The sequence below is a fragment of the Brevundimonas sp. genome (assembly GCF_965279155.1).
Lineage (GTDB): Bacteria > Pseudomonadota > Alphaproteobacteria > Caulobacterales > Caulobacteraceae > Brevundimonas.
In genome coordinates this window covers 1467739-1490107 of the sequence record NZ_OZ257138.1, presented here as the reverse complement: position 1 = coordinate 1490107, position 22369 = coordinate 1467739, and the positions used below count along the sequence as shown (strand labels likewise).

At 66.1% G+C, this 22369-nt stretch carries 18 protein-coding genes; 8 read left to right on the top strand and 10 right to left on the bottom strand.

Annotation, left to right across the window (positions count from 1 at the left end; translation table 11 throughout):
• Positions 1–15: 15 nt before the first annotated feature.
• The 4 genes from ACQY72_RS07005 to ACQY72_RS06990 form a co-directional block, all read right to left on the bottom strand.
• Positions 16–153 carry a hypothetical protein gene (locus tag ACQY72_RS07005; protein ID WP_428156523.1) on the bottom strand — a complete coding sequence of 46 codons (138 nt, stop codon included), beginning with the start codon at positions 151–153 and terminating at the stop codon, positions 16–18.
• Positions 154–290: 137 nt separating this feature from the next.
• Positions 291–1640: an acyl-CoA thioesterase/bile acid-CoA:amino acid N-acyltransferase family protein gene (locus tag ACQY72_RS07000; RefSeq protein WP_428156522.1), complete on the bottom strand. Its 1350-nt coding sequence runs from the start codon at positions 1638–1640 to the stop codon at positions 291–293.
• Positions 1641–1660: 20 nt separating this feature from the next.
• Positions 1661–1918 carry a helix-turn-helix transcriptional regulator gene (locus tag ACQY72_RS06995; RefSeq protein ID WP_428156521.1) on the bottom strand — a complete coding sequence of 86 codons (258 nt, stop codon included), beginning with the start codon at positions 1916–1918 and terminating at the stop codon, positions 1661–1663.
• Positions 1911–2522, bottom strand: coding sequence for a hypothetical protein (locus ACQY72_RS06990; RefSeq protein ID WP_428156520.1), 612 nt, complete (start codon positions 2520–2522; stop codon positions 1911–1913). Before ACQY72_RS06990 ends, ACQY72_RS06995 begins: the two co-directional genes overlap by 8 nt.
• 196 nt (positions 2523–2718) lie before the next feature.
• On the opposite strand from ACQY72_RS06990, the gene ACQY72_RS06985 reads away from it, so the two are divergent.
• From ACQY72_RS06985 to ACQY72_RS06965, 5 genes are all read left to right on the top strand, one after another.
• Positions 2719–3114 carry a GntR family transcriptional regulator gene (locus ACQY72_RS06985; protein WP_428156519.1) on the top strand — a complete coding sequence of 132 codons (396 nt, stop codon included), beginning with the start codon at positions 2719–2721 and terminating at the stop codon, positions 3112–3114.
• A 101-nt stretch (positions 3115–3215) separates the two neighbouring features.
• Positions 3216–4055 carry an ABC transporter ATP-binding protein gene (locus ACQY72_RS06980; protein ID WP_428156518.1) on the top strand — a complete coding sequence of 280 codons (840 nt, stop codon included), beginning with the start codon at positions 3216–3218 and terminating at the stop codon, positions 4053–4055.
• A complete protein-coding gene (locus ACQY72_RS06975) occupies positions 4052–4864 on the top strand; it encodes a hypothetical protein (protein WP_428156517.1) in 813 nt (270 codons plus the stop codon). Before ACQY72_RS06980 ends, ACQY72_RS06975 begins: the two co-directional genes overlap by 4 nt.
• Positions 4864–5535, top strand: coding sequence for a DedA family protein (locus ACQY72_RS06970; RefSeq protein WP_428156516.1), 672 nt, complete (start codon positions 4864–4866; stop codon positions 5533–5535). The genes ACQY72_RS06975 and ACQY72_RS06970 overlap by 1 nt, the downstream gene beginning before the upstream one ends.
• A 149-nt stretch (positions 5536–5684) precedes the next feature.
• Positions 5685–7634 carry an alpha/beta fold hydrolase gene (locus ACQY72_RS06965; protein WP_428156515.1) on the top strand — a complete coding sequence of 650 codons (1950 nt, stop codon included), beginning with the start codon at positions 5685–5687 and terminating at the stop codon, positions 7632–7634.
• 127 nt (positions 7635–7761) lie between these two features.
• On the opposite strand, the gene ACQY72_RS06960 is transcribed toward ACQY72_RS06965, so the two are convergent.
• Positions 7762–8730 carry a helix-turn-helix domain-containing protein gene (locus ACQY72_RS06960; protein WP_428156684.1) on the bottom strand — a complete coding sequence of 323 codons (969 nt, stop codon included), beginning with the start codon at positions 8728–8730 and terminating at the stop codon, positions 7762–7764.
• A gap of 166 nt (positions 8731–8896) precedes the next feature.
• On the opposite strand from ACQY72_RS06960, the gene ACQY72_RS06955 reads away from it, so the two are divergent.
• The 3 genes from ACQY72_RS06955 to ACQY72_RS06945 all read left to right on the top strand — a co-directional run bounded on the left by ACQY72_RS06955 (position 8897) and on the right by ACQY72_RS06945 (position 13418).
• Positions 8897–9718, top strand: coding sequence for a DUF2306 domain-containing protein (locus tag ACQY72_RS06955; RefSeq protein WP_428156514.1), 822 nt, complete (start codon positions 8897–8899; stop codon positions 9716–9718).
• Between the two features lie 202 nt (positions 9719–9920).
• On the top strand, positions 9921–12527 hold the full coding sequence (locus ACQY72_RS06950; RefSeq protein ID WP_428156513.1) for a TonB-dependent receptor: 2607 nt from the start codon (positions 9921–9923) through the stop codon (positions 12525–12527).
• Between the two features lie 60 nt (positions 12528–12587).
• Positions 12588–13418, top strand: a complete 831-nt coding sequence (locus ACQY72_RS06945) for a hypothetical protein (RefSeq protein ID WP_428156512.1) — start codon at positions 12588–12590, stop codon at positions 13416–13418.
• A gap of 91 nt (positions 13419–13509) precedes the next feature.
• Here ACQY72_RS06945 and ACQY72_RS06940 read toward each other — a convergent pair whose 3' ends face one another.
• The 5 genes from ACQY72_RS06940 to ACQY72_RS06920 form a co-directional block, all read right to left on the bottom strand.
• Positions 13510–15105, bottom strand: a complete 1596-nt coding sequence (locus ACQY72_RS06940; protein WP_428156511.1) for a CehA/McbA family metallohydrolase — start codon at positions 15103–15105, stop codon at positions 13510–13512.
• 74 nt (positions 15106–15179) lie between these two features.
• A complete protein-coding gene (locus ACQY72_RS06935) occupies positions 15180–17954 on the bottom strand; it encodes a TonB-dependent receptor (protein WP_428156510.1) in 2775 nt (924 codons plus the stop codon).
• A 129-nt stretch (positions 17955–18083) separates the two neighbouring features.
• Entirely contained in the window at positions 18084–19016 is a 933-nt protein-coding gene (locus ACQY72_RS06930) for a FecR family protein (protein WP_428156509.1), read from the bottom strand.
• A complete protein-coding gene (locus tag ACQY72_RS06925) occupies positions 19009–19557 on the bottom strand; it encodes an RNA polymerase sigma factor (RefSeq protein ID WP_428156508.1) in 549 nt (182 codons plus the stop codon). The genes ACQY72_RS06930 and ACQY72_RS06925 overlap by 8 nt, the downstream gene beginning before the upstream one ends.
• Complete coding sequence (locus ACQY72_RS06920; protein ID WP_428156507.1) at positions 19551–22349, bottom strand: TonB-dependent receptor; 2799 nt, start codon at positions 22347–22349, stop codon at positions 19551–19553. The genes ACQY72_RS06925 and ACQY72_RS06920 overlap by 7 nt, the downstream gene beginning before the upstream one ends.
• Positions 22350–22369: the final 20 nt, after the last annotated feature.

Here is a 22369-nt window from a genome sequence, read left to right as displayed (position 1 = left end):
GTTGGTGTGGTGGGCCTAGACCACGACGTCTGCTGCCGGCGTGCGTCCGTCGGCGGCCAGGACGCGGCCGAACAGGATCATGGGTTCGCCGGGCTGGCCGGGCGAACCCAGGCGAACGACGGACGGGAGCGCCGTCGCCGGGCGTTCGTTCACGACCTCACAGCCCTCGCAGTTGTAGAGGTCAGCGCGAGCGGCCTGCCGACCAAGACCGCAAGATCCTATCCCGCCCACCGATGCCAGCCCCAGGGCGCCGTCACGGCGATTCCAATGCATCACTTGATCCTCACAGGCTAAGGGGAGAGCGTCGGGACGTCCGTCGGCTTCAGGGTCCGCTCCAGGAACGCCAAGACGCGCGGCCATGCGTCGGCCTGGGCGTGCGCATTGGCTTGGGCGGACCCGCCGCCTCGTGCCACTTCGCCGGTCACCGGCGCCCAGCCGTCGCCGCCGACATCGTGACCCGCTTCAGGATAGATCAGCAGCTCGGTTTCTCGCCCTGCGGACCGACGGGACGCCTCGATGTTGCGCGCCATCCGCCCCGAACGCCATTCACGGTCGGCGTCGCCGGCGATCAGCATCACGGGTCCGGGGAAGGCCTCGACCGGAATACGCGCCGCCGCCTCACGGTCCGGATGGGCCGCGCGGCCGTCGTCATGGATTTTCAGCAGATTCGCATTGGGTCCGGAGAGCAGCCCGTCGACGAAGCCGACGTAGGGCATGAACGGGAGGGGCTGGCCCTGGAAGGAGAAGGAGGATCGCGTGCCCTCCGCCTCCACCATCTCAAGTCCCCAGCCCTCCCAGACCAGATCCGATGGCGCCATCGCGACGACGGATGTGATCCAGGGATAGCGGCTGGCCGCGATGAGGGCGAACTCGGCGCCCTTCGAGCCGCCGAACAGGGCGATGCGATCGGCGTCCACATCCGACCGGGTCTTCAGCCAGTCCCGCAGTTCGCTGATCTGATCGATGCGGATATCGATGAAGCTGCCCGGCAGTTCCGGGATCGCCTTGGGCGGACCATAGGCGCCCCAGTCCGGGGAATAGTAGGGCAGACCCACGACCGCGTAGCCCAGCGAGGCCAGCTTGGCGCCGAACCGCCGACTGGCGTCGACGCCTCCGTCCGCCCCGTGCAGGACGACGATGACGGGGCGTGGTTGTCCCCCGGGCAGACGATAAAGCGTCGCGGACGGAAAACCCGGGATGTCCTCGGCCTCTACAGTCGCCAGTGCTCCGATGAGACGCGTCATGCCCTGGGCGGCAACGCGGTCGCCGATGCGGGCCGACAGCCTGACTTCGCCTGTTCGCCAGTCATCGGGAAGCGGTCTGTCGGTCGGCGTCATCGACCAGAACAGGCCGGCGGCGTCCGCGCCGACATAGTCTCCTGCGGTCGGCGCAGAGGTCTGGAGATCGACCACGCCGGACGCATCGGACCGGTAGACCGCGCTGGACGCATAGACCTGCGCTGGACGACCGAACCGGCGTTCCGCCTGGATCGTCACGGTGGCGTCGGGCGCTAGCCCTTCCAGGCGAACGGCCACGGGTCGGCCCTGGAGAACCTCTCCATCGGGCGTGATGCGGAACGTCTGTGCGGACGCCGGCTGGCCGCAGGCCAGAGTAGCCGCCGCTAGAATTGTAGCGAGCATCGTTCGTCGGAGCTGTGACGTCATTGTGTGTCTCGTGCGGGCGGATGAGCCGCGTGTTCGGAGGGAGGCGTCTTCCAATGGAAGACATCATCGACGGGGCAGCCGAAGACGAGCGCCAGTCGCATCGCCAACTCAAGCGAGGGCGCATAGCGACCCGCCTCCAGCGAAATGATCGTCTGCCGTGTCACGCCGGCCGCCTTGGCCAGGGCGTCTTGCGTCATCTCGCCGTGATCGAACCGCAGCCGACGAAGATTGTTTGCGATCGCCAACTCAGCCATCGGCATGGTCCGGGCGCGCCGCCTCCCAATAGCCGATCAGCTGGGCGACAAAACCGGCGAGCAGGCCGAACTGGATAATGACGACCAACAGGTTGCCGATCACGAAGGGGGTGAGCAACTCCGTCATCGCGACGGGGGCGAAGCCGAGGGTCACAAGCAGCACGATCAGCAGCGCGATCAGGGTCCTGAGCCCGACATGGGCGCCTTGGGCCGCCATTTCTCTGTCCCGCTCGTCTCGCTGCATCGCCCGAGGTCGCATCAGAATCCAGCCGACTGCGGCGCCGAGGATCAGCGTCCAGTTGTCTGTGGCGAGGCTGTTGCCCTGGCCCACATGGATGTCGAGGCCGGTGGCGAGCGAGGCGGTCAGATGGCTGGACAGAACCGCCATGGCGGCCATCGAATGCCAGGCGAGGCGCTCGTAGGGGCCAGGCTCGTCACCCGCAGCGTTGCGTCGGCGATCCCAGTGCCGCCGCGCAGCGGCGGCGGACAGGATCAGCACGCCCGCACCGATCCAGCCCGGCGCAATCGGCCAGGCGGCCCATGTCCACGCCAGTCCGAACCCGAAACACAGGCATACGACCAGGACAGCCAGAACTCGGATCAAAGGCTCGCTCCACCAGACATAATGTAATGTCTAGCGGACATCATGTAATGTCAAGGCGACATTACATGATGGAGGATTGCTGACGAATCTTGGGCGGAACCGACAGGTCGCCGCATAGGCATACGCGAGACCCCTTTTGCGGCTTGACGTTAAAGTTCCGGTGTATTAGTCAACCAATACACCAGGACTTCAGCTTTTGCCTTTCGTCATCAATCCCTCCGACACCCGCCCCATCTACGTTCAGATCATGGACGAGATCCGGCGTGCGATCGTCGTCGGGACGTTCGCTCCCGGCGACCCGCTTCCATCCGTCCGCCAGCTTGCCGGCGAATTGCGCGTCAATCCGAACACCGTGTCGCAGGCCTATCGCGAAATGGAGCGTGACGGGCTCGTCTATGTCCAGCGCGGGCAGGGGACATTCGTCGGGTCTGAGCGGCCTCTGGACGTGGATCGTCGCGCCCTGCGCACAGACGTGGCGCGCCGGGCCTTGCTCGACGCCAACCGCCACGGCCTGGCCCTGGAAGAATTCATCGACGCTATCCGGGACGCCGCCCAAGCGGCGGCCGATCCGGCGAGGACACTGCAGCCATGACCAAGACAGAACCCAATCCCGTCGCTGCGCCGCCTGATGCGCCACAGGGTGGACCGTCCATTGCGATCCGCAGCCTTTCGAAACGCTATCGCAGTCAAGAGGTGCTGAAGCGTATCGATCTCACCGTGCCGGCGGGCAGCGTCTATATGCTCGCAGGCGAAAACGGAGCCGGAAAGACCACCCTGCTGCGGATACTGCTCAACCTGGAGCGGGCCGACAGCGGGACTATTCGGGTCGGCGACCTCGATCCCCGACGACAGGGTCCCGGCGTACGCGCACGGGTCGGCTATGTTTCGGATCGCGTCGGCAGCGAGCCGGGCTGGATGAGCGTGGGGCTCTGGCTGGACCAGCGCGCGGCCTATTATCCGACCTGGGATGAATATCGTCTTCGTCGTCTCTGCCGACGCCTGGACATCGATGTTGATCGGCGTTTGCGCCAACTGTCCAAGGGTCAGGCGCGGCGTGTTCAACTCGCCGCAGCCCTGGCCCACCGGCCCGACGTGCTGGTTCTCGACGAGCCCATCGACGGCCTGGATCCTGTGGCCAAGGACGCGTTTCTGAGCCTCGTCTCCGATCATCTGGCGGATACGGGGTGTACGGTCCTCATCGCATCCCACCAGATCCATGAGATCGACGGCCTGGTCGATCATGTCGGAGTCCTGTCGGAGGGAAGCGTCAGGTTTCAAGGAACACGGGAAGCCCTGCATCAGTCGCTCAAGGTCTATTCCGCAGGCGGGCCTGAGGGATGGGTCGGTCCTGCCGACCTGAAGGGCGTGCTTCAACAGCGCCGGCTTGGGCGAGATATTCACTGGACCATTCAGGGCGCGGAGACGGAGATCGTCGCCCGGATTGTTCAGTCCGGCGGCCAGATTCGAGCCGTCACGCCGCTCACTCTGCACGACGCTGTCGTCACCCTCATGTGTGGAAAGGGTCAAGCATGACCGACGCCAAGATCGCTGCGACGCCTGACGACATCGTCGTCTTCAGGGTCAGTGTTCGCTTTCTGGGCCGCGCGCTGCGGCCTGAGCTTCTGGCGCTCGCCGGACTGCTCGGGGTGGCGACCTTCATAGGTTTCAGTTTCATGATCCTTGAAGGCGCGGTTCTGGACTACCCAGACGAGTTGTCGACCCTGATCCCGCTGGTCGCCTTCCTGCTTCCGTTCCGCCTTTGGTCGATGCTCAGGTTGTTCGACCGCAGCGATTTCTGGACCCTGCCTGTCGAGCGACAAAAGCATGTGCTGATCCGCGTCGGCGCCGGGGGCGTCTGGGTTCTGGGTCTGACGAGTCTGGTGGTGGTCTGGTTCAACGTCCTGGCTGTTATGTCCGGTGGGTTGAAATTCAGCCAGTGGGCCGGCCTGTCGGCGTCGACGGTTATGGCGAGCGGGCTCTATCTCGCGCCCTTCGGCGCTGCGGTCGTCGCCTATCTGTTCGGTTCGGCCCTAGCGATCGGTCTGCGGTATCCCGTGCGCTGGGTGTTGGGCGCAGCCTTGGTCTCCATGATCTTCATCGGCATGGGGCCGGATCGTCTGGCCTCCTCCATGGCCCAGACGTTGGGCCAGGGCTACTTCGGGTTGGACGCCGTTTTGACGGGTGGGATCGGGGTCTGGCGCGAGCAAGTCCAGCACGCGGGGGCGTCTGCGATCCTTGATCCGCCTTCCACGGCGCGCTGGCTGATGGCCCTGACGCTCTGGCTTGGAGCCGGTCTCGCCCTGGTCGGCGCCGCCTCCGCCCGCCACAGGGAGAGAGGCTGATGGACGGCTTCGTGCAGGAGATATCCGGCCTCATCACCCGAAACGCTTTCTGGGCAGGACCCATGTTGGGTCTTCTCACCCTGGGTGAGTCGCTGGCGATCGTAGGCGCGTTTGTTCCGGCGACGGTGTTGATGCTCATGGCCGGCGGACTCGTCGCCAGCGGCGTCCTTCCGCTCGGGCCTGTTCTCGCTTGGTGTTTCGTCGGAGCGATCCTGGGCGAAGCCATCTCCTACGCCATCGGACGACGGACGGGGTGGTCGTTCGTCCGCACGCCGATCTTGCGCCGGCATCGCCGGTCGATCGCCAAGGCCAGGCTGTGTTTCGCCCGGTATGGCGTCATCGCCATCTTCGCCGGTCGGTTCATGGGACCCGTTCAGGCCTTCGTGCCCCTCGTCGCCGGCATCACCCGGATGGCGGGACCGCGGTTCCAGATCGCCAATGTGGGCTCGGCGCTGATCTGGGTTCCGGTGATGCTGGCGCCCGGCTATCTCGCCACGGGCGGCCTGGCCGGGCTCGCCCGCTGGCCTGAAATGTCAGCGTCCCTGATCGCCCTGACGGCGCTGCTGACGGGACTGGTCGTGACCTTCGAGCCGTTTCTGAAAGGCCGACTTCAGAACCGGATCGGCCTCACCGGGCCAACCCCGTTCGGTTCGCTTCAGCGTCTCGCCTGACGCCGTTTCAAAGCCAACCTCCAAGCGTCGGCCTCCGATCCACGTCGCCCGCCCGATAGCCGCTTTCTGTCTTTCTGAACCTCTCATCCGCCACGCCCGCAACCTTGCGGCCGTGCCTTCAATCCTGCCTCGAACCCTGGAAACCCAAGATGTCTAACGCTCACCTTCGCACCCGCGTCTGCCTGGCGGCGCTCATCGCCCTGGCGACCGCCGTCCCTCTTGTCGCTCAGGCCCAGACACCCGCGCCGCCGCAGACCCAGGCCGAGCCTCCTTCGACGCCACGGACCTACAGCGCCGCTGACTTCTTCAAGACCACGAGTTTCGGCCTGGCCAGCGGTTCCGGCCTGGCCTTCTCTCCGGACGGCGCCTCGGTCCTGGTCTCCAGCGACGTCTCGGGCGTCTTCAACGCCTACGCCATCCCCGTGACCGGCGGGGCCCCTGTGCCGCTGACCGCCTCCACCACTAATGCGACCTATGCGGAAAGCTACTTCCCGAACGACGCCCGGATCCTGGTCGCGGCGGATCGCGGCGGCGACGAACGCAGCCACGTCTATGTGCGTGAACTCGACGGGACCTTGCGCGACCTGACGCCCGGGGACGCCGTCAAGGCCAATCTGATCGGGTGGAGCGGCGACCGGTCCGAAATCTGGGTCGCCTCCAATGCGCGCGACACGGAGACGTTCGACATCGTCGCGATCGATCCCACCACCTACGAGAGCCGGCTGCTGTTCCAGAACACGGGCATGACGCTGGCCGCCATCTCTGCCGACGGCCGGTGGGTCGTCTTGGAAGAGCGCCTCGGCAGCGCCGACGGCAACATTCACCTCGTCGATCTGCAGGCCGGCGGCGAACCGCGCCTCATCACGCCCCATGAAGGGTCGGCGCGGTATCGGGTGTTCGACTTCACGCCTGACTCCCAGGCCTTGATGTTCGGCAGCGATGCGGTGGGGGAGTTCGGCCGGGGCTATCGCTACGATCTGGCGACCGGCAGCACGACCGAGGATCTGAAGGGAGACTGGGATCTCACGGCGTTGAGCTACTCGCCCACGGGCCGCTATCGGATATCGGCCTTCAACGCTGATGCGCGGACCGAACTGACCGTGCTGGATACCACCACCGGACGGGCTGTGGCGCTGGCCGGCGTGCCGGAGGGCGACATCGGCACGGTGCGGTTCAGCGATGACGAGCGGCGCATGGCTTTCACGGTCGCGTCCGACACCTCGCCCAATGACATCTTCGTCGCCGATCTGACGACGGGTCATGCCCTCCGGCTGACGACCGCCCTGAACCCGGCGATGCGGGAAGACGACCTGGTCGAGGCCACGGTCGTCCGATACCGGGGGGAGGGCGATGTGATGATCCCGGCCATCCTGTATCGCCCGCACGGCGCATCCGCCGCGAACCCCGTTCCGGCGATTGTCCTGGTGCACGGCGGTCCGGGCGGGCAGAGCCGTCGCGGCTATTCCGCCATGGTTCAGCACCTGGTGAATCATGGCTACGCCGTGCTGGCCGCCAACAACAGGGGCAGTTCGGGCTACGGCAAGACCTTCCTGCACATGGACGACCGGCGTCACGGCGAGGCGGACCTGCGCGACATCGTCGCCGGCGGCGACTGGCTGCGCGCGCAGGACTGGATCGCCGACGACCAGGTCGCTGTCATGGGCGGGTCCTATGGCGGCTATCTCGCGGTCGCCGCCCTGGCCTTCCACCCCGAGGCCTTCGAGGCCGGGATCGACATTTTCGGCGTCACCAACTGGGTCCGAACCCTGACCTCCATTCCGGCCTGGTGGGGCGCTCAGCGCGCGACGCTCTACGACGAGATGGGCGATCCGGCGACGGACGCCGAACGCCACCGCCGCATCTCGCCCCTGTTCCACGCGGAGAATATCGTAAAGCCCCTGCTTGTCGTTCAGGGCGCAAATGATCCGCGCGTGCTTCAAATCGAGAGCGACGAGATGGTCGCCGCCGTGCGCGCCAATGATGTGCCCGTCGAATACATCGTCTTCCCGGACGAAGGGCACGGCTTCCGCAAGCGCGACAACCGGGTCGCCGCCCAGGAGGCCTATCTGCGCTTCCTCGACACCCATGTGAGGCGCTGACCGAAGGTTTGGGGGTGAGCGGCGGCGGTATGTCGCCGCTTCTCCATTCTCCGACATCCCGTCGACCCAGGTCGAGGCCAAAGACCAGCTTCAGGTCGCCGCCAGCCAGTCGTCAGTCCGGCGTCTTCTACTTGGTCCGGATATTGTCTCGCCTGTAGGTTCGAGGCGTCGTGCCGGTCTCCGCCTTGAAGGCGCGATTGAAAGGGCCCGTCGAAGCGAATCCGCAATCCATCGCAATATCCAGAATGGATCGCTCCTCCCTGGGGTCTGAAAGCAGGGATTGCGCCAGGGCGATCCGATGATGGTTGATCAGCCGGTTGAAGTTGGGAAAGCCCAGGCGGCTCACGCAACGGGAGATTCGATACTCCGGCGCTCCGAGCCGCATCGCCACGTCGCAGGCACGCAGATCCGGTTCGGCATAGATCGCCTGATCCTGGAGCAGGCGCATCAGACGGTCGCTGAGGTCCGCGTCCTCATCACGAATTGGTTTTGGCGCAGCGGCCGCGCGCGCGGCCTTCTTCAGGGGATGGCGCAAACGATAGACGGTTGCGGCCAAGGCTCCGCCGAGACCGACGATCGCACACAGGGTCTGTATGGGTTCGGGATCGAACCAGACCCCGAGCACCGCGGCGCCGACCAGGGCGCTGAACACAGTGACGGTGATGATGCGAAAGCGCAGCTCGCCGGGCGTGATCGTCCATCCGTGTCGCTGCAACGGCTCTATCAGCGTCAGCAGCAAGGCGGCGGATCCGCTGATCGCATAGAGTTTGATCGCCATTCCGGAGATCAGGCCGCCTGGGGCGGCCAGACTGGCGATCGCTCCGGCGCCCGTCAGGACCGCGACGACGGCGCGTGGCCAGACCGCATCCTTCGGGGTGGGATCAAACAGCGCGCGCGCCAGCAACCAAGCCCAGCCGCATGCCGAGACCCCGACTGCGGTTAAGGCGGAAGCGGCTGCGCCTTCCACCACTCGGGCGAGGATGTAGGCGATGAACGACAGGCTCGCGATGATCGCATAGGCCAGCAGACGACGCGACGACCCGCTATGCCGGATGTCCCTGAGGCCGCCGTCAAGTCGCGCTGCGAGATCGGTCACCGTCAAGGCTGCTCCCTTTCGCGATCACAAGGCCAGCGCGCCCCGGACTTTCGAGCAGGACGCCTCAAACCACAAGCGCGGACTTCTGGCCGAATTCCAAATCCGGCGAGACGGGGCGATGCCCTGCCGTCAAGACGCTGTCCGTTCACAATCTATCGGAGCCGTCATGTCGGCCAGTCCTGTCACAACGCCGCTCTCCGCCGTCGCCGCCCGGTGGCTGAAGTGGTCCGGCGCCTTATGGTTCCTGGTCGCGGCCGTAGGCCAGATGGCGTTCATCGGCTTCATCTGCATCTACTACGGGTCAAGGACACTGAGCGGCGATTTCCCGGCGTGGAACGACAAGCCGCTCATCGACGGCTATGTCGAGGGCGATCCGCTGGGCAACGGCGTTTTCGCGATCCACGTCCTTCTCGCGGCCGTCGTGACGCTGGCTGGATTGATGCAACTCATTCCCTCGATCCGCCGCCGATTCCCGCGACTGCACCGCTGGACCGGAAGGCTGTTTCTGGCCTTGGCGGGACTGATGGCCGTGAGCGGGATCTGGCTGACGGTGGGCCGCGGCACCTTCCTGTCAGAGGTGTCTGCGGTCGCCATTCTGATCAACGCCGCGCTCATTCTTGTCTTTGGAGGCCTGGCGTGGCGCAGCGCCCTGGCCCGGCGCTTCGAGGCGCATCGCCTTTGGGCCATGCGCACCTTCATGGTGGTCAGCGGCGTTTGGTTTCTGCGCGTGGGACTGATGGGCTGGGTTCTGGTCAACCAGGGTCCTGTCGGCATGACCGACGAGATGTCGGGTCCCGCGGATATCGTGCTGACGTTCGGAAGCTATCTGATCCCGTTGCTGGTGCTTGAGGCCTATCTGAGGGCGAGCCGCAGCGCGCGCGGGGGGATCAAGATCGTCGTGGCTCTTGGCCTTGGCCTCGTCACCCTTTTCACCGCCCTGGGGGTGTTCGGAACCGTGGTGCTGATGTGGGGACCCTATCTTTGGTGAACGCAACGCCCCGCAGAGGTTTGCAAATCTTGTTCGGCGAACTCCGCGCCTAGGCCGTCATGCCTGAAGTTGCATGCTCCGCGTGACGAGACTTTCGACGCGTGGCGGTCATCAAGAGTTCGTCCAGGCGAAGCCGAACAGTGACCTGAGCGTCATCGGTTCGCCTTACGGCGCGGTCGTCGGATCGACATCGGGGGATGCCATGACCATCAAGATCGCACGGCGGGCCTATGGGCCGCTGCTTCTCGCCACCACAGCCCTGGCCACGGCCGCCTTCGCCGCCTCGGCGCGCGCGCAGGAAGCGGGACAGGCCGCCGAGGTCGACGAGATCGTCGTGACAGGCCAACGCGAGGCCCAGCGCGCCGCCATCGCCGTCAAACGCGCCGAGTTCGAGGTCATGGACGCGGTGTCGGCCGACGACATCGGCAAGCTGCCCGATCACAACACCGCCGCCGCCCTGCGTCGCATTCCGGGCGTGTCCGTCATGGAAGACCAGGGCGAGCCGCGCTGGCCGATCCTGCGCGGCCTGGCCTCGACCTATAACCGCACGACCATCGACGGCGCCTTCGTCGGTTCGGTGGACGAGAGCGCGCGCACCGTGCCGATGGACATCGTGCCTTCGGTCATGGCCGGGCGGGTCGAGGTCATCAAGACGGTGACGCCCGAGAACGACGGCAACGCCATCGGCGGCGTCATCAACATCGCCACCCGCAGCGCCTTCGACGCCTCCAGACCCTTTTTCAACGGCATGGCGTCGTATGGGGTCTATGAGCAGCACGGCGACGTGCGCAACGATGATCCGTCCTATCGCCTGTCCTTCGCCGCCGGTCGCCGGTTCGGCGCGGCCGACGAATGGGGCGTGGTGATCGGCGCCTCGCACGAACAGCTCGACTACGACATTCCGCAGGTCGAATCCGCCGCCCCCTCGATCCGCGAATACACGACCGCCGGCGCGCCCGTGAACTCCGGCGCGGCGAACGGAAACGGCATCCAGGTGCCGACCCAGTTGCGCCTGTTCTGGTACAACAACACCAAGCAGCGCTCGGGCGTGAACGGCAAGCTGGAGTGGCGGCCGAACGTGGACTTCCGCTGGGAGGCCTCGGCGCTTTACGCCCGTATGGAGGACGACGAGGAGCGCACCGAGTTCCGCACCGAGCCGACCGGAAACGTGACCAACCAGACGCGCACCTCGGGAACCTTCGCCACGGGCCGCAACATCGTCGGTCTGAACCAGCCGATCACGCGCCGCGAGATCGGCCTGGGACGCACCGCCTTCCGCTGGGACGCCACGCCGCAATGGCGGCTGGACGGCGACCTGGTCTATTCGCAGGCCGGTCTGGAGACGCCAAACACCTCGATGGAGTTCCGCACGGCTTCGAACGCCAACTTCGGCTTCAGCTACGACACCTCGAACTTCTTCCCGGTCTTCACCCCGACCAATCCGACGGCCTTTAGCAATCCGGCCCTGTTCAATCTTCAGCAGCGCCGGGTCTCGCTGGTCGAGACCGACGAGAACACCACCCAGGCCCGGTTCAACCTCGCCTTCGACGACGGCGGCGATACGCGGAACCTGAAGGCGAAGTTCGGCGCCGTGCTGCGATCCAGCGACCGCAGCTACGCCTCCAGCCGCACCGACTACACGGCCAGGACCGGCTTCATCTACACGCTGGATCAGGTCGATCGTCCGGGTCCGGACACACTGATTGAAGACCAGTATCGACTGACGCCGCGCATCGACGTGGCGATGGCCGAGGCCTTCTACGAAGGCAACGCCGCCAACTTCAACGTCGTGACCGCCGCCCCGACGGGCAATTATGACGTCACCGAGGATGTGTTCGCCGGCTATGCCCAGGCCAGCTACCGCATGGGCGACCTGACCCTGCTGGGCGGGCTTCGCTACGAGAGCACCGAGGTGGGTTCGGACGCCGTGCGCGCCACGGGAGCGACCCTGACGCCGGTGTCGAACAGCGGCGACTACGACAACTGGCTGCCCAGCCTGCACCTACGCTGGGATGTGCGCGATGACGTGGTGGTGCGGGCCGCCTGGACCAACACCATCGGCCGGCCCGACTTCGGCTCGCTGGCGGCCAACGAAAACGTCAGCTTCGACGGCTCGCAAGCGACGCTGTCACGCGGCAACCCTGGCCTGAAGGCGCGCGAGAGCGAAGGGCTGGACCTGTCGTTCGAATATTATCCGACCGACGGCCTGATGTCGGTCGCCCTGTTCACCAAGGATATCGCCAACGAGATCTTCACCCTCAGCTCGGTCCAGAACCTGGACGTGGGCCGGGGCGTGGAGGCGGTGATCGTCTCGACCCCGACGAACGCCGAGACGGCCAAGATCCGCGGCGTCGAGGTGGCCTTCCAGCAGGCCTTGACCATGTTGCCGGCGCCGTTCGACGGGTTCGGCGTCAGCGCCAACGCCACCTTCCTGGACACCGAGTTCACCTTCCTGACCACGGCGGGCCAGCGCCACACGGGCCTGTTCCAGCAACCCTCGACCACGACGAACGAGTCGATCTGGTACCAGCGCGGGCCGATCGAGGCGCGGGTGTCGCACAACTATATCGGCGGCTTCCTGGAGACGATCAACGACACCATCCCCAACGCCGACCAGTACTGGAAGGGCCGTCACGTCTATGACGCCTCGGTCAGCTGGCGGTTCGACAACGGGATCACCGTCTTCGCCGAGGGCCAGAACCTGTCGAACTCGGGCCGTCGCGAAGTGACGGGTCCGGGTCGCACCTATCTGCAGGAATCGGCCAACTACGGCCGGACCTTCTGGATCGGTTTGTCGGCCAGCTTCTGATACCGGTCCGAACGGCCGCTTCCTCCAGGGGCGGTCGCTTTCGCCTTCGAAAGGTCCGCAATGTCCGTCTCGATCCTGTCCGCCCTGGTGCTGTCGGCCGTACAGGCGGCGCCGGCGCCTGTGGAACACGCCACGCCTGCGCCGGTCGTCCTGGCGGGGCGGGCAGAGACCGTGCGGCGTTATGCATCGGATGCGCGCCAGGGCGTGGCGGTGGGGCCGGACGCCGTCTATGCCGTGTCCAACTGGTCCATCGTCCGCTACGACAAGGCCCGTGGGGAGAAACAGGCGGAATGGACCGGAGACCGCGCGCGGTTTCCTCACATCAACTCCTGCAATCTGATTGCGGCCGAACTGGTCTGCGCCAGTTCCAACTTCCCCGCCACGCCCCACGTCAGCACGGTCGAGGTGTTTGATCCCGCCGATCTGCATCACAAGCGCAGCCTGTCATTGGGCCTGGGAACGGGCTCGATCACCTGGGTCGATCGTCACGACGGATCGTGGTGGGCCCTGTTCGCTAACTATGATGGGCGAGGCGGCGAGGCCCCGCGCGACCATCGTCACACCACCCTGGTCCGTTTCGACGACCAGTGGCGCCGGCTGGAGGGATGGGCTTTGCCGCCCTCGATCCTGGAGCGCATCGCGCCCCTGAGCATCTCCGGCGGCGGCTGGGGGCCGGACGGGCGGCTGTATCTGACCGGTCACGACCTGCCCGAGCTTTACGTCGTAGCGCTTCCGATGGGCGGCGGCGTGCTGGACCACGTCGAGACGCTGGGCATCGAGGCCGAGGGCCAGGCGGTCGATTGGGACGAAACCCAGCCCGGCATGCTTTACGGGATCACCCGCCGCACCCGCGAAATTCTGGCGATGAAGGCGCCGGTTTCGGTACGATGATCCGGGCTTAAACCTAGTTCGTCGCACGTGCCGCTTGGCTACCGCGTTTCTCGGCGGACCAGAACAATGCGATCAAACACGATCTGCGAGCTTAGGGTTTGGCGGCGGACAATGTCGCAGGCGTGCTGTCTCTTGCGGTGGCGGCGAGGCGGTGCTGATTGAGATAGACAGGATTTCCGACCAGGATCAGACGGCCCTGGCTGTCATGGACGTCGGCGCGGATCCACCGGGCCGCGGGGTTCGCTTGGCCTGTGATGACGATCTTCTGTTGCGCTTCCGTGGCGGCGAGTACGACCGGAGCCGGGGTCGGCTGCCCGTCGATCAGCAAGGTCACCGCGCCCATCGGGACGCCCTGCACCGTCAGGCTGGCCTCGAACGGCAAGGCCGCGTTCGCCAGATTGTGGGTCAGGGTTTCTCCCATCAAGGCCACCTGCGTTCCCGAGCGGACCGACAGATCCAGCAGCCGTCCAGGCTGGTCGCCGAGGTCGATGAAGACCCGTCCTGCCCTTAGTCCCGCCAGAATGCCGGCCTGCGACAGTTCCTGTGCGTGGACGACCGTGGTGGGACGCCCGACGGGGGACTGCGGTCCGATCGGAGGATCCGCTTCCAGATGCTGGACGGCGTCGTGGTTGTCGGAGCCCGCGATCCCGGTCAGTCGATACCCGCGGCTGAGCAGGTCCTGCCAATAGGCGAGGTGGTAGGCCGCGCCGGCCTCAGGGCCTGCGGGCAGTTCGGCGATGGTGCCGCCGTTGACCACCTCGATGCCGTCCAGGAGGGTGAAGTCGGTGTCGGCCGCCGTCCAGCCGCAACCGACGCAGTCGGGGCCGGAGGCGAGGGCAGGGTGGTTGAGCGACAAAAACCCGCCGGTGGCATGGGCGGCGGCCAGAAGTCGGTTCGCGGTTTCGGCTTGGGGTCGGCCCAGATCGGTTTCCAGCGGATCCATCGATCCGATCAGATTGGCGTGGCCCAGGGTCGTCGTGATTTCACGGCTTGGAAGCAGAACCAGGGTGTCGAAATAGGCGGCCAGTTCACCCATGGGCGCGAAATGGGAGGTCACATTGTGGTCGGTGATCGAGATGAAATCCAGGTGGCGCTCGGCCGCCTGCTGAAGGGTCAGGAACAGGGGGCAGGGGGTGGAGCGCCCGCCCAGACTGCGGCAGGCTGCGTCGCTGTGGCCGGTGTGGGTATGCAGGTCGCCGCGGTACCATCCCGGCGTCGCCGCCAGCGGCATGGTGGAAAAAGCATCCGCCGAAGCATCGGTTTCCTGGCCCAGATCGATGCGGACCCGATAGGGGACCTGGGCGTCCGGTCGGATTTGCGGAACCGTGACGGCGATGCGCCACCGACCCGGCGGTATTCGGCCCGGATTGAAGGACGGCGTCGCAAACGCCTCGGCGACCGTGAAATCGCGCTTCACGCCACCGCCCCAACCCCGAAATCTATCGGGATCATACAGGCCCAGCCAGACCGAGGCCCCGGCCTGTCGGTCGAAGACGAACCGGACGCGAACACTGCGGACGCCGGCTGGAACCTCGAAAGGTATGTCGAAGACCGTCGCGCCGGCGCTGCCGTCCAGCACGCCGTCGATGACGATGTCGGACGGCCTGTCGACGGCGTCTTGGGCCCATCCCGGCGAACCGATGAACAGGCCCAGGATCAGGATCATCAAACGGGACAGTTTCAGCATCGGGACGCTCCAGACAAGTCGGCGATCCCCCGCCGGGACCAGGGTCTCGGCGGGGGGGCTGAACGGCGTTGGGATCAGAAGGTCGCGGTCAGGCTGACCTGGAACACGCGTCCGGTTTCCAGGTAACCGCCGTTACGGTCGTTCGCGATGTAGGTCTTGTCCTCGCCGATGGTCGTCCAGTAGGTCTCGGCATCCAGCAGGTTTCGGACCGACACCCCGACCTCGATCATCGGGGTGATCGAATAGGCGACGCCCAGGTTCAGCTGGCTGAGCGGCTGAATGAAGACGTCCGGCTGGGTGTTCTGGATCGCGGCCAGACGCTTGCCGGTGTAGTTGTACCAGAGGTTGGCGCGAAGACGGCCCATCTCATAGAACAGCTCGGCGTTGTAGATCAGGTCCGGGGCCTGGGGCAGCATGCCGGTACGGGTTTCCGAGGCGGAGACGCGATAGTCGGCCTCGGTTTCCTGCAGGGTGATGTTGCCGCCGATCCCAAAGCCCGACAACGGGCCGCCGTCCAGGACATCTGCGAGGCTGTAGCGTCCCGACAGTTCGATCCCTGTCGCGGTCCCGCTCAGGCCGTTTTCCGGACGGCTGTAGGTGATGCCGTCGATGACCGTGGGCACATTGATGCTGGTGACCAGCAGGTTCTCCAGCGCCTTGTGATAGACCGCCGCCTGGAAGACGGCGCCGTCAGCGCCATAGTATTCCAGTCCCAGATCGTAGTTCCAGGCTTCCACCGGGGCGAGGTCGGGATTGGGCTGGGAAATGGCGATGATCGCGCCGCCCCCGTCCCGGCTGATGCTGGTCGGGCCGGCCAGCTGAGCGAACGAGGGACGCGTGTAGCTGGAGCGCGCGGCGCCTCGAACCACGATCTGATCGTTCGGACGCCACACGGCCAGAAGCGTCGGATCGAGATGGTCATAGTCGCGATCGGCCGAGATGAAACGGGCTCCGTCCGCGTCGTTCAGATAATACTGGGCCTGGAAGCTGTTGTCCTCGTACCGCAGGCCGGGGATGATCTGCAGATCGCCGAACGACAGGGTCGCGGTCGCATAGGCGGCGGCCCGGCTTTCTTCGCCGCTGGACAGACCCCGGTTGATTTCGAGCGCCGTCGGCTGGTCGATCGAGACGTAGCGATCGATCTGGGCCTGGATGAAATCACGGTTGACCAGGATCATCGGCCGGGCGATCGACCCGCCTAGGAAGTTGGTCACCAATGTGCCGGGAACCTGGGCCATGGTCGGGCCGACCACGACGGCGCCGTTGTACAGGGTTCCGCCCTGGGTCGGCGTGCGGAAGCTGAACAGGCGATCGTCGCCGTCCAGGATACGACCCTCGCGGTTGGATTTCTCGTACAGACCGCCGACGGCGACGTGGGCCAGCACGCCGGTCCCGGTCCAGGCCAGATCTCCCTTCACCGTCGACTTGTCTTCCGACAGATATTCGTAGCCCTCGACGATGTAACGCTGGCCCTGACCGCTCAGGTCAGAGGCGAAGGCGGCCGCTCCGGTGGACAGGATCGGCTGGGGCGAACGCGGGTTCGACAGGTCCAGCACCAGGCCTTCGCGCGCGACGCCGGTATTGCCGGGCGTGCCGATGTAGGAGATGGCGCGCCAGCCGGCCTGGATCCGCTGAGGCGAGTCGAACCGGCCGTCGGCATAGGCGGCCTCCAGCGACGCGGTCAGCGCGCCGAAGCGATATTTGCCGCCGATCTGGGCCGAGAACATCTCCTGCTCCACGTCTTCGGTGCGGTAGTAGTTGGCGGGGCCGATGCCGTAGGGCGTGTAGATGCCTGCGGCGTTGTAGCCATTGCCGCCGGGGTTCGAGCTGGCGTTGGGGTTGGTCTGAACGACGACCGGAGTCACGCCTGCAATCGTGCTGGTCAGCTCGTTGCGCAGACCCGACTGGTTCATGTCATTGGTGTTGTTATAGGCGGCGTAGTTGACGCGCGCGAACAGATCCAAGTCCGTCGTGCGGTAGTCGAGGGCGGTCGTCAGGCCGTAACGTTCGACCTTGTTGTTGAAGAAATTCCACTGGATGCCGACGCCGGACAGGGCGTCGCCGTTCTGACGGGCATTGCCGACGCCGCCCTGGGTGGGGCGATACTCGCTCTGGACGGCGACGGATTCGGCGGCGTTGTCGCGCTGCTCATAGTAGGTTGCGGCATAGAGGCCGAACTGGCCGTGGCTGCCGAACCGGCGGGCGATGTCGATGCCGATGGCCCCGCCGAGCGCGTCCTGATCGCGGTCATAGGCCAGCTGCGCCAACTGTCCCAGGGCCCGGAAACGCGTCATGGAGCCGTTGAAGTCGAACGCGCTGGGGGTGGTCAGATCGACGACGCCGGCGATGGAATCGGCGTCCTTGGTCGCGCCGGGCGTCTTGTCCAGATTGATGCCGCCGACCGCGAACGGCGAGAACAGGTTCAGCGAGATCGAGCGTCCACCCGAGGTTTGCGGCAGGCGCAGGCCATCCAGGGTGTAGGCGTTGTAGGCGGTGTCGAAGCCGCGGATGCTGGCGTACTGGGCCTCGCCCGTAGCGGTCTGGTTGCGGCCCTGGTCGAAGCCGACCGAAACGCCGGGCAGGCGCCGCGCCAAGTCGGCGATGTTGGTCTGGCTGTTCAGGCTGATGTCGCCCGTTTCGACGATGTCGATCGTTTCGGCCTCGGCGCGTTCCTGTTGGATCGCGGTCACGCTGCGTTGGCCGGTCACCACGATCTCGCCGACGGTGGTCGCCTGCTGGTCCAGCGGATCCGACACGGGCTCGTTGGCGAAGGAGGGCGACGCCAGGGCGACCAGGATCGCGGTCAGGCTGGTGGAAGCCGTGAGACGGCCGAGTGTGATGTCGAACATAGTATCCCCTGTCGGCATCGACGCCGGGGCGCTCCCGGTCGTTCATGATGCTCGACAGGCAGAACGAGGGCTTGGCGACACCCCCGGAATTCTTCGCGAAACCTTCACGAAGGGCTGTGAGGCGACCCCTCAGCCGTCCGTCGATGAGACCCGGATGCCGCCCACGACAGGGGTCGTTCGGACCGGCAGCACGCTCTCCAGCGCTGTGGTCCATTCCTGCGGTCGATCCACCCGCAAGACGCCAGAGAACCTGAGCCTGGACACGTCAGGCGACGCGAACGACATCGTCTGGCCCGTGTGACGCAGGAGCCCTGACGCGACCTCCGCCAGGGGGGCGTCGTCGAAGATCAACCGACCCTGCGTCCAGGCGGCGGCCCCATCGACGTCGATCGGAACGACGCGGGGCGTCTGGTTCTGCCTGAACCCCTGACCCGGTTGCAGGACCACGCCGGCCCCGCCGTCGCTGGGTTGAACGCGCAGCCGCCCGTCGAGCAGGTCCACTCGCAGACCCTCGGCGTCGGGCGTCACATTGAAACGTGTGCCCAGCACCGTCAGCCGCTGTCCGCCGGTCATGACGACGAAGGGCCGCGTCGTGTCGTGCGCCACGTCGAAGAAGGCCTCTCCCGTCAGTTGATCGACCTTGCGGCCCTGAGCGTCCATCGCGACCCGCATCCGTCCGCTGCGGCTCAGCGTCACCTGGCTGCCGTCGGCCAGAAGAACGATCCGCACGGCCTCGGGCGGCGCCGCGTAGATTATCGAGTCCGCCGGCCTGAGCGACCATACGGTCAGGCCGATGGCGGCGACCAGCACGGCGGCTGCGGACATGACCCATCGACGGTCCAGACGCACAGGCAAAGAGGCTGGCGCGGGTGTCTTGACCCCGGCGACGGCGCTCAGCATCCAGACGTCGCTCAGGTCCCTGACCCTCGCCAGCGCCTCGGGCGAGGCGGCGCACAGGTCGTCGAGGCGGGCGGCCTCTTCCAGGGTCAGTCGGCCCTGCAATCCGCAGAGCGCCAGCCTTTCCACCTCGTCCAGAACATGCGTCGCGGCGGGATCAACCATCGCGGTCCCGTCCGAGCTTTTGACGCAGATGGGCGACGGCATGGGCCACGCTTTTCTCGGCCGAGCTGACTGAAATCCTCAACCGGCGCGCCACCTCTTCGTGACTAAGCTGTTCGAACCGGTTCAAGACGAAGGCCTTCCTCCACATCTCCCTCATGGCGGGAAGCTCATTCAGCATAACGCGCAGGGCTTGACGATCCGCAAAAATCGTTTCGGGCGAAGGCTCGTTCGCGCCATGCTCGGGGTCCAGATCGACGCCTTTCATCGTTGGCTGCGTCATCGATCGGCGGTGATGATCGATCAGGACGCTGGAGGCGGCGCTGAAGACATAACCGTCAGACAGATCGGCGGTGTCGGCATCCATCTTTCGCAGCAGTTTCAGGAACACGTCCTGAACCATGTCCTCGGCGTCCGGCAGGGCGATGCCGCGCTTGCGGAAATACTGGATCAGCGGGTTGCGAAAGCGCGCGACCAGGGCGTCGAACCGTCTGGCCCGCGCCAGCAGGGCCGACGCGCTTGGGGGGGCTGGCCTGGTCACCATGGCGCCGGACGCCAGCGCAGGCTCAGCTGAACGGTTCGTCCGAAGGCGTTGATCTCCTTGGGCTGGTCTTCGTTCACGCCATACAGATATTTGCGGGCGCCGGTCAGGTTGGAGCCTTCCGCCACCAGGGTCAGGCTGGGCGAGATCGACCAGGCGATCTGGGCGTCGAGCAGGCCGATCGGCGCGACATACTCCTCGCCGACCGTCGTGCCGCCATAGCTGTTCAGATATCGGTCGCGCCAGAACCAGCCGATGTTGGCCGTGACGCCATGCGTTTCATAGCCGGCGGTCAGGGTCAGGCTGGATCGCGACAGCCCGACCAGTTGATCGACAATCTCGCGGTTGCCTGCCCGAAACGACGAGGCGGCGTCGGTTGCCGTATAGGCCCCACCCATCGTCAGCCGGCCCGGCAAGGCCTCCGGCAGCGGAATACGCCCTCGCACCGCCAGTTCCAGCCCCGTCAGCGTGGCCTCGCCCCCGCTGACGGTGGTGGACAGCTCCAACGTCCGGCCCGCCAGGATGATCGGGCGATCCTCGGAGGTCGTGAAAGGGGCCATGCGTTTGCGAAACACCGCGATCGAAAAGACCTGCGCAGAGCTTGCGTACCAGTCCAGCCCAAGATCGACGGCGTCCGCCGCATAGGGCGCCAGACCCGGATTGCCGCCGTTAGCCAGACCATTGTCGAACGAGGCCGTCAGGCGCGGTGCGATATCCGTCAGGTTGGCCGGTGTCGTGACGCGCGCCGCCGAGACCCTTGCCACCAGATCGGGCCTCAGCTCGGCCTTGACGTTCAAACTGGGCAGCCAAGCCCCGTCGGTGTGGTCGAAGCGGACCGGAAGGCCTTGCCCGCCGTCGTCGACGAAGCCTTGGGATGTCTGGCGTGTCGTGGTTCGTCTCAGCCCGAGAACGCCGTCGACGGGTATGCTGCCGACCATCAGTCCGGCGAGGGCTTCGACATAGACCGCGCCGACCGCCTCCTGGACACTGTAGGAGGCGGCCCGGTCCTGAACCGTCAGGTCGGACGCTGCGACGGCGTTCGTGAACAGGGCGGCGTGATAGGCATCGGCTGTCGGCGACAGCCACATGCGCGGTCCACCGCCCGCGACCCCGGACAGAAAGTCGTCGAACGGCAGGGGCTGATAGAAGGCCTGGCTGAGCGCCGACAGGGGAACGCCCTTCAGCCCGTCGAGGAACCAGTCCCTGCGGCGATAATCGCGCGTGCGTCTCTGGGCGAAGATCCCGGCGCGCAGCCTGTCGACCGGGCCTTGCAGTCGTCGCTCCAGGTCCAGCCGCCAGGCCGTGTCCGTGTCCACTGACCGCTTGGGCGCATAGCCGTAGGTCCAGCCCGAGAAGACGGCGGGATCCCTGTAGTTCGTGGACGTGTCCAGGGTCGGCAAGACGCGATAGCCCCCTGAGAAGTCGAACGTCAGAGGGGCCGTGAAGGCCAGCCGGCTGCGCGATGTGCCCCGCCCATCCGGATGTCCGCTTTCGGCCCGCGACCAGGCAAGGTCCCCGGTTACGCTCCAGTTTTCCGCGACATAGCTGTGCCGGACCCCGAGCGAGATCAGATCGTGGCGATTGAAGCTGGTCTCATGCGAGGCCAGCCACCGCACGTTCTCGATCTGGCCCGCCACGACGGTGTCGCCGATCAGACGCTGTGATCCGGGGACGAAGCGCGCCCCGGTCGCCTGCGGATAGATATCCAGGCCGAACTCATCGTAGGCGACCTCCAGCCGGTTCGCCACCAGGTCCATCTCCGTCAGATGTCCCGGCGCGGGCCGCCATTGCAGGGTCATGTTCAGCGCCTGCTGGCGTCGCTCTTCCAGCTCGATCGTCGGCCTTACCCGACCGGGGACGTAAAGGTCCGGCCCGACGACCCCGCTGAACGGGCCCCGCATCCACTGGAACTGAAAGAACCGATCGTTGCGAACCTGGCGAGTCTCGACCAGGGCCGAGGCCAGCAGGCCCAGGTCGCCGTCGCCCCGAACCCAGCTGATCGAGCCCGACGCGCCATAGCCTGGGCCGCCGCTCAGGCTGTTGTCGGCGACGTGCATCGACATCGCGCCGCCGGTCCCGATCGTAAGCGGCCGGGGCGTCCGCAGATCGATGGTGACGCCGACGGCGCCGCCCTGGTCCGACGCGGTCGCCGTCTTCTTGACGACGACATCGGAGACGAACTCGCCGGGCAGGGTCTCGAAACGGAAGCTGCGGCCACGCGGCCCGCCGTTCTCGATCAGTTCGTTCAGCGCCAAGCTGCGTCCATTGACCTGAACGAGTTGAAACGGGCTGTCCAGGCCTCTCGCCGTGACGTGCAGGCCGGTCCCCCTTTGCGTGTCCAGCTGGATGCCGGGCACCAGTCGCAGAGCCTCTGCGACCGAGGACGTCGGCAAATCCGTGATCTGTTGCGACGACAGGGTTTCGACGCTCTGGGCCGAAAACCGCTCCATCCAGAGGCTCGACAGGTCCGGACTGGCCGATGGGGCGATCACGATGATGTCGGTTAGATGGACAGGAGCGTTCTCAAGGTTCGGCGCCGGGCGTGCGGACGGTCTGCTGACATTGAGCGCGTACAGACCGCCTCCCAGCGTCACCAGATCCATCCCCGCTATTTGCGCCAGTCGCCGCAGATCGGCGCGCGTATCGCTTGAGCGCCTGAATCCTGAGACGCAGCGGTCGCGAAGACGCACGGGATTGAACACGACACGCAGGTCGGAGCGACGAGACAGGCTCAAAAGCTCGTCGCTCAAGGTGGGGCCGGCGCAGACGGCGGCGGCGGCAGGCGCACACGACATCGCGCTGACCGCAGACGCCA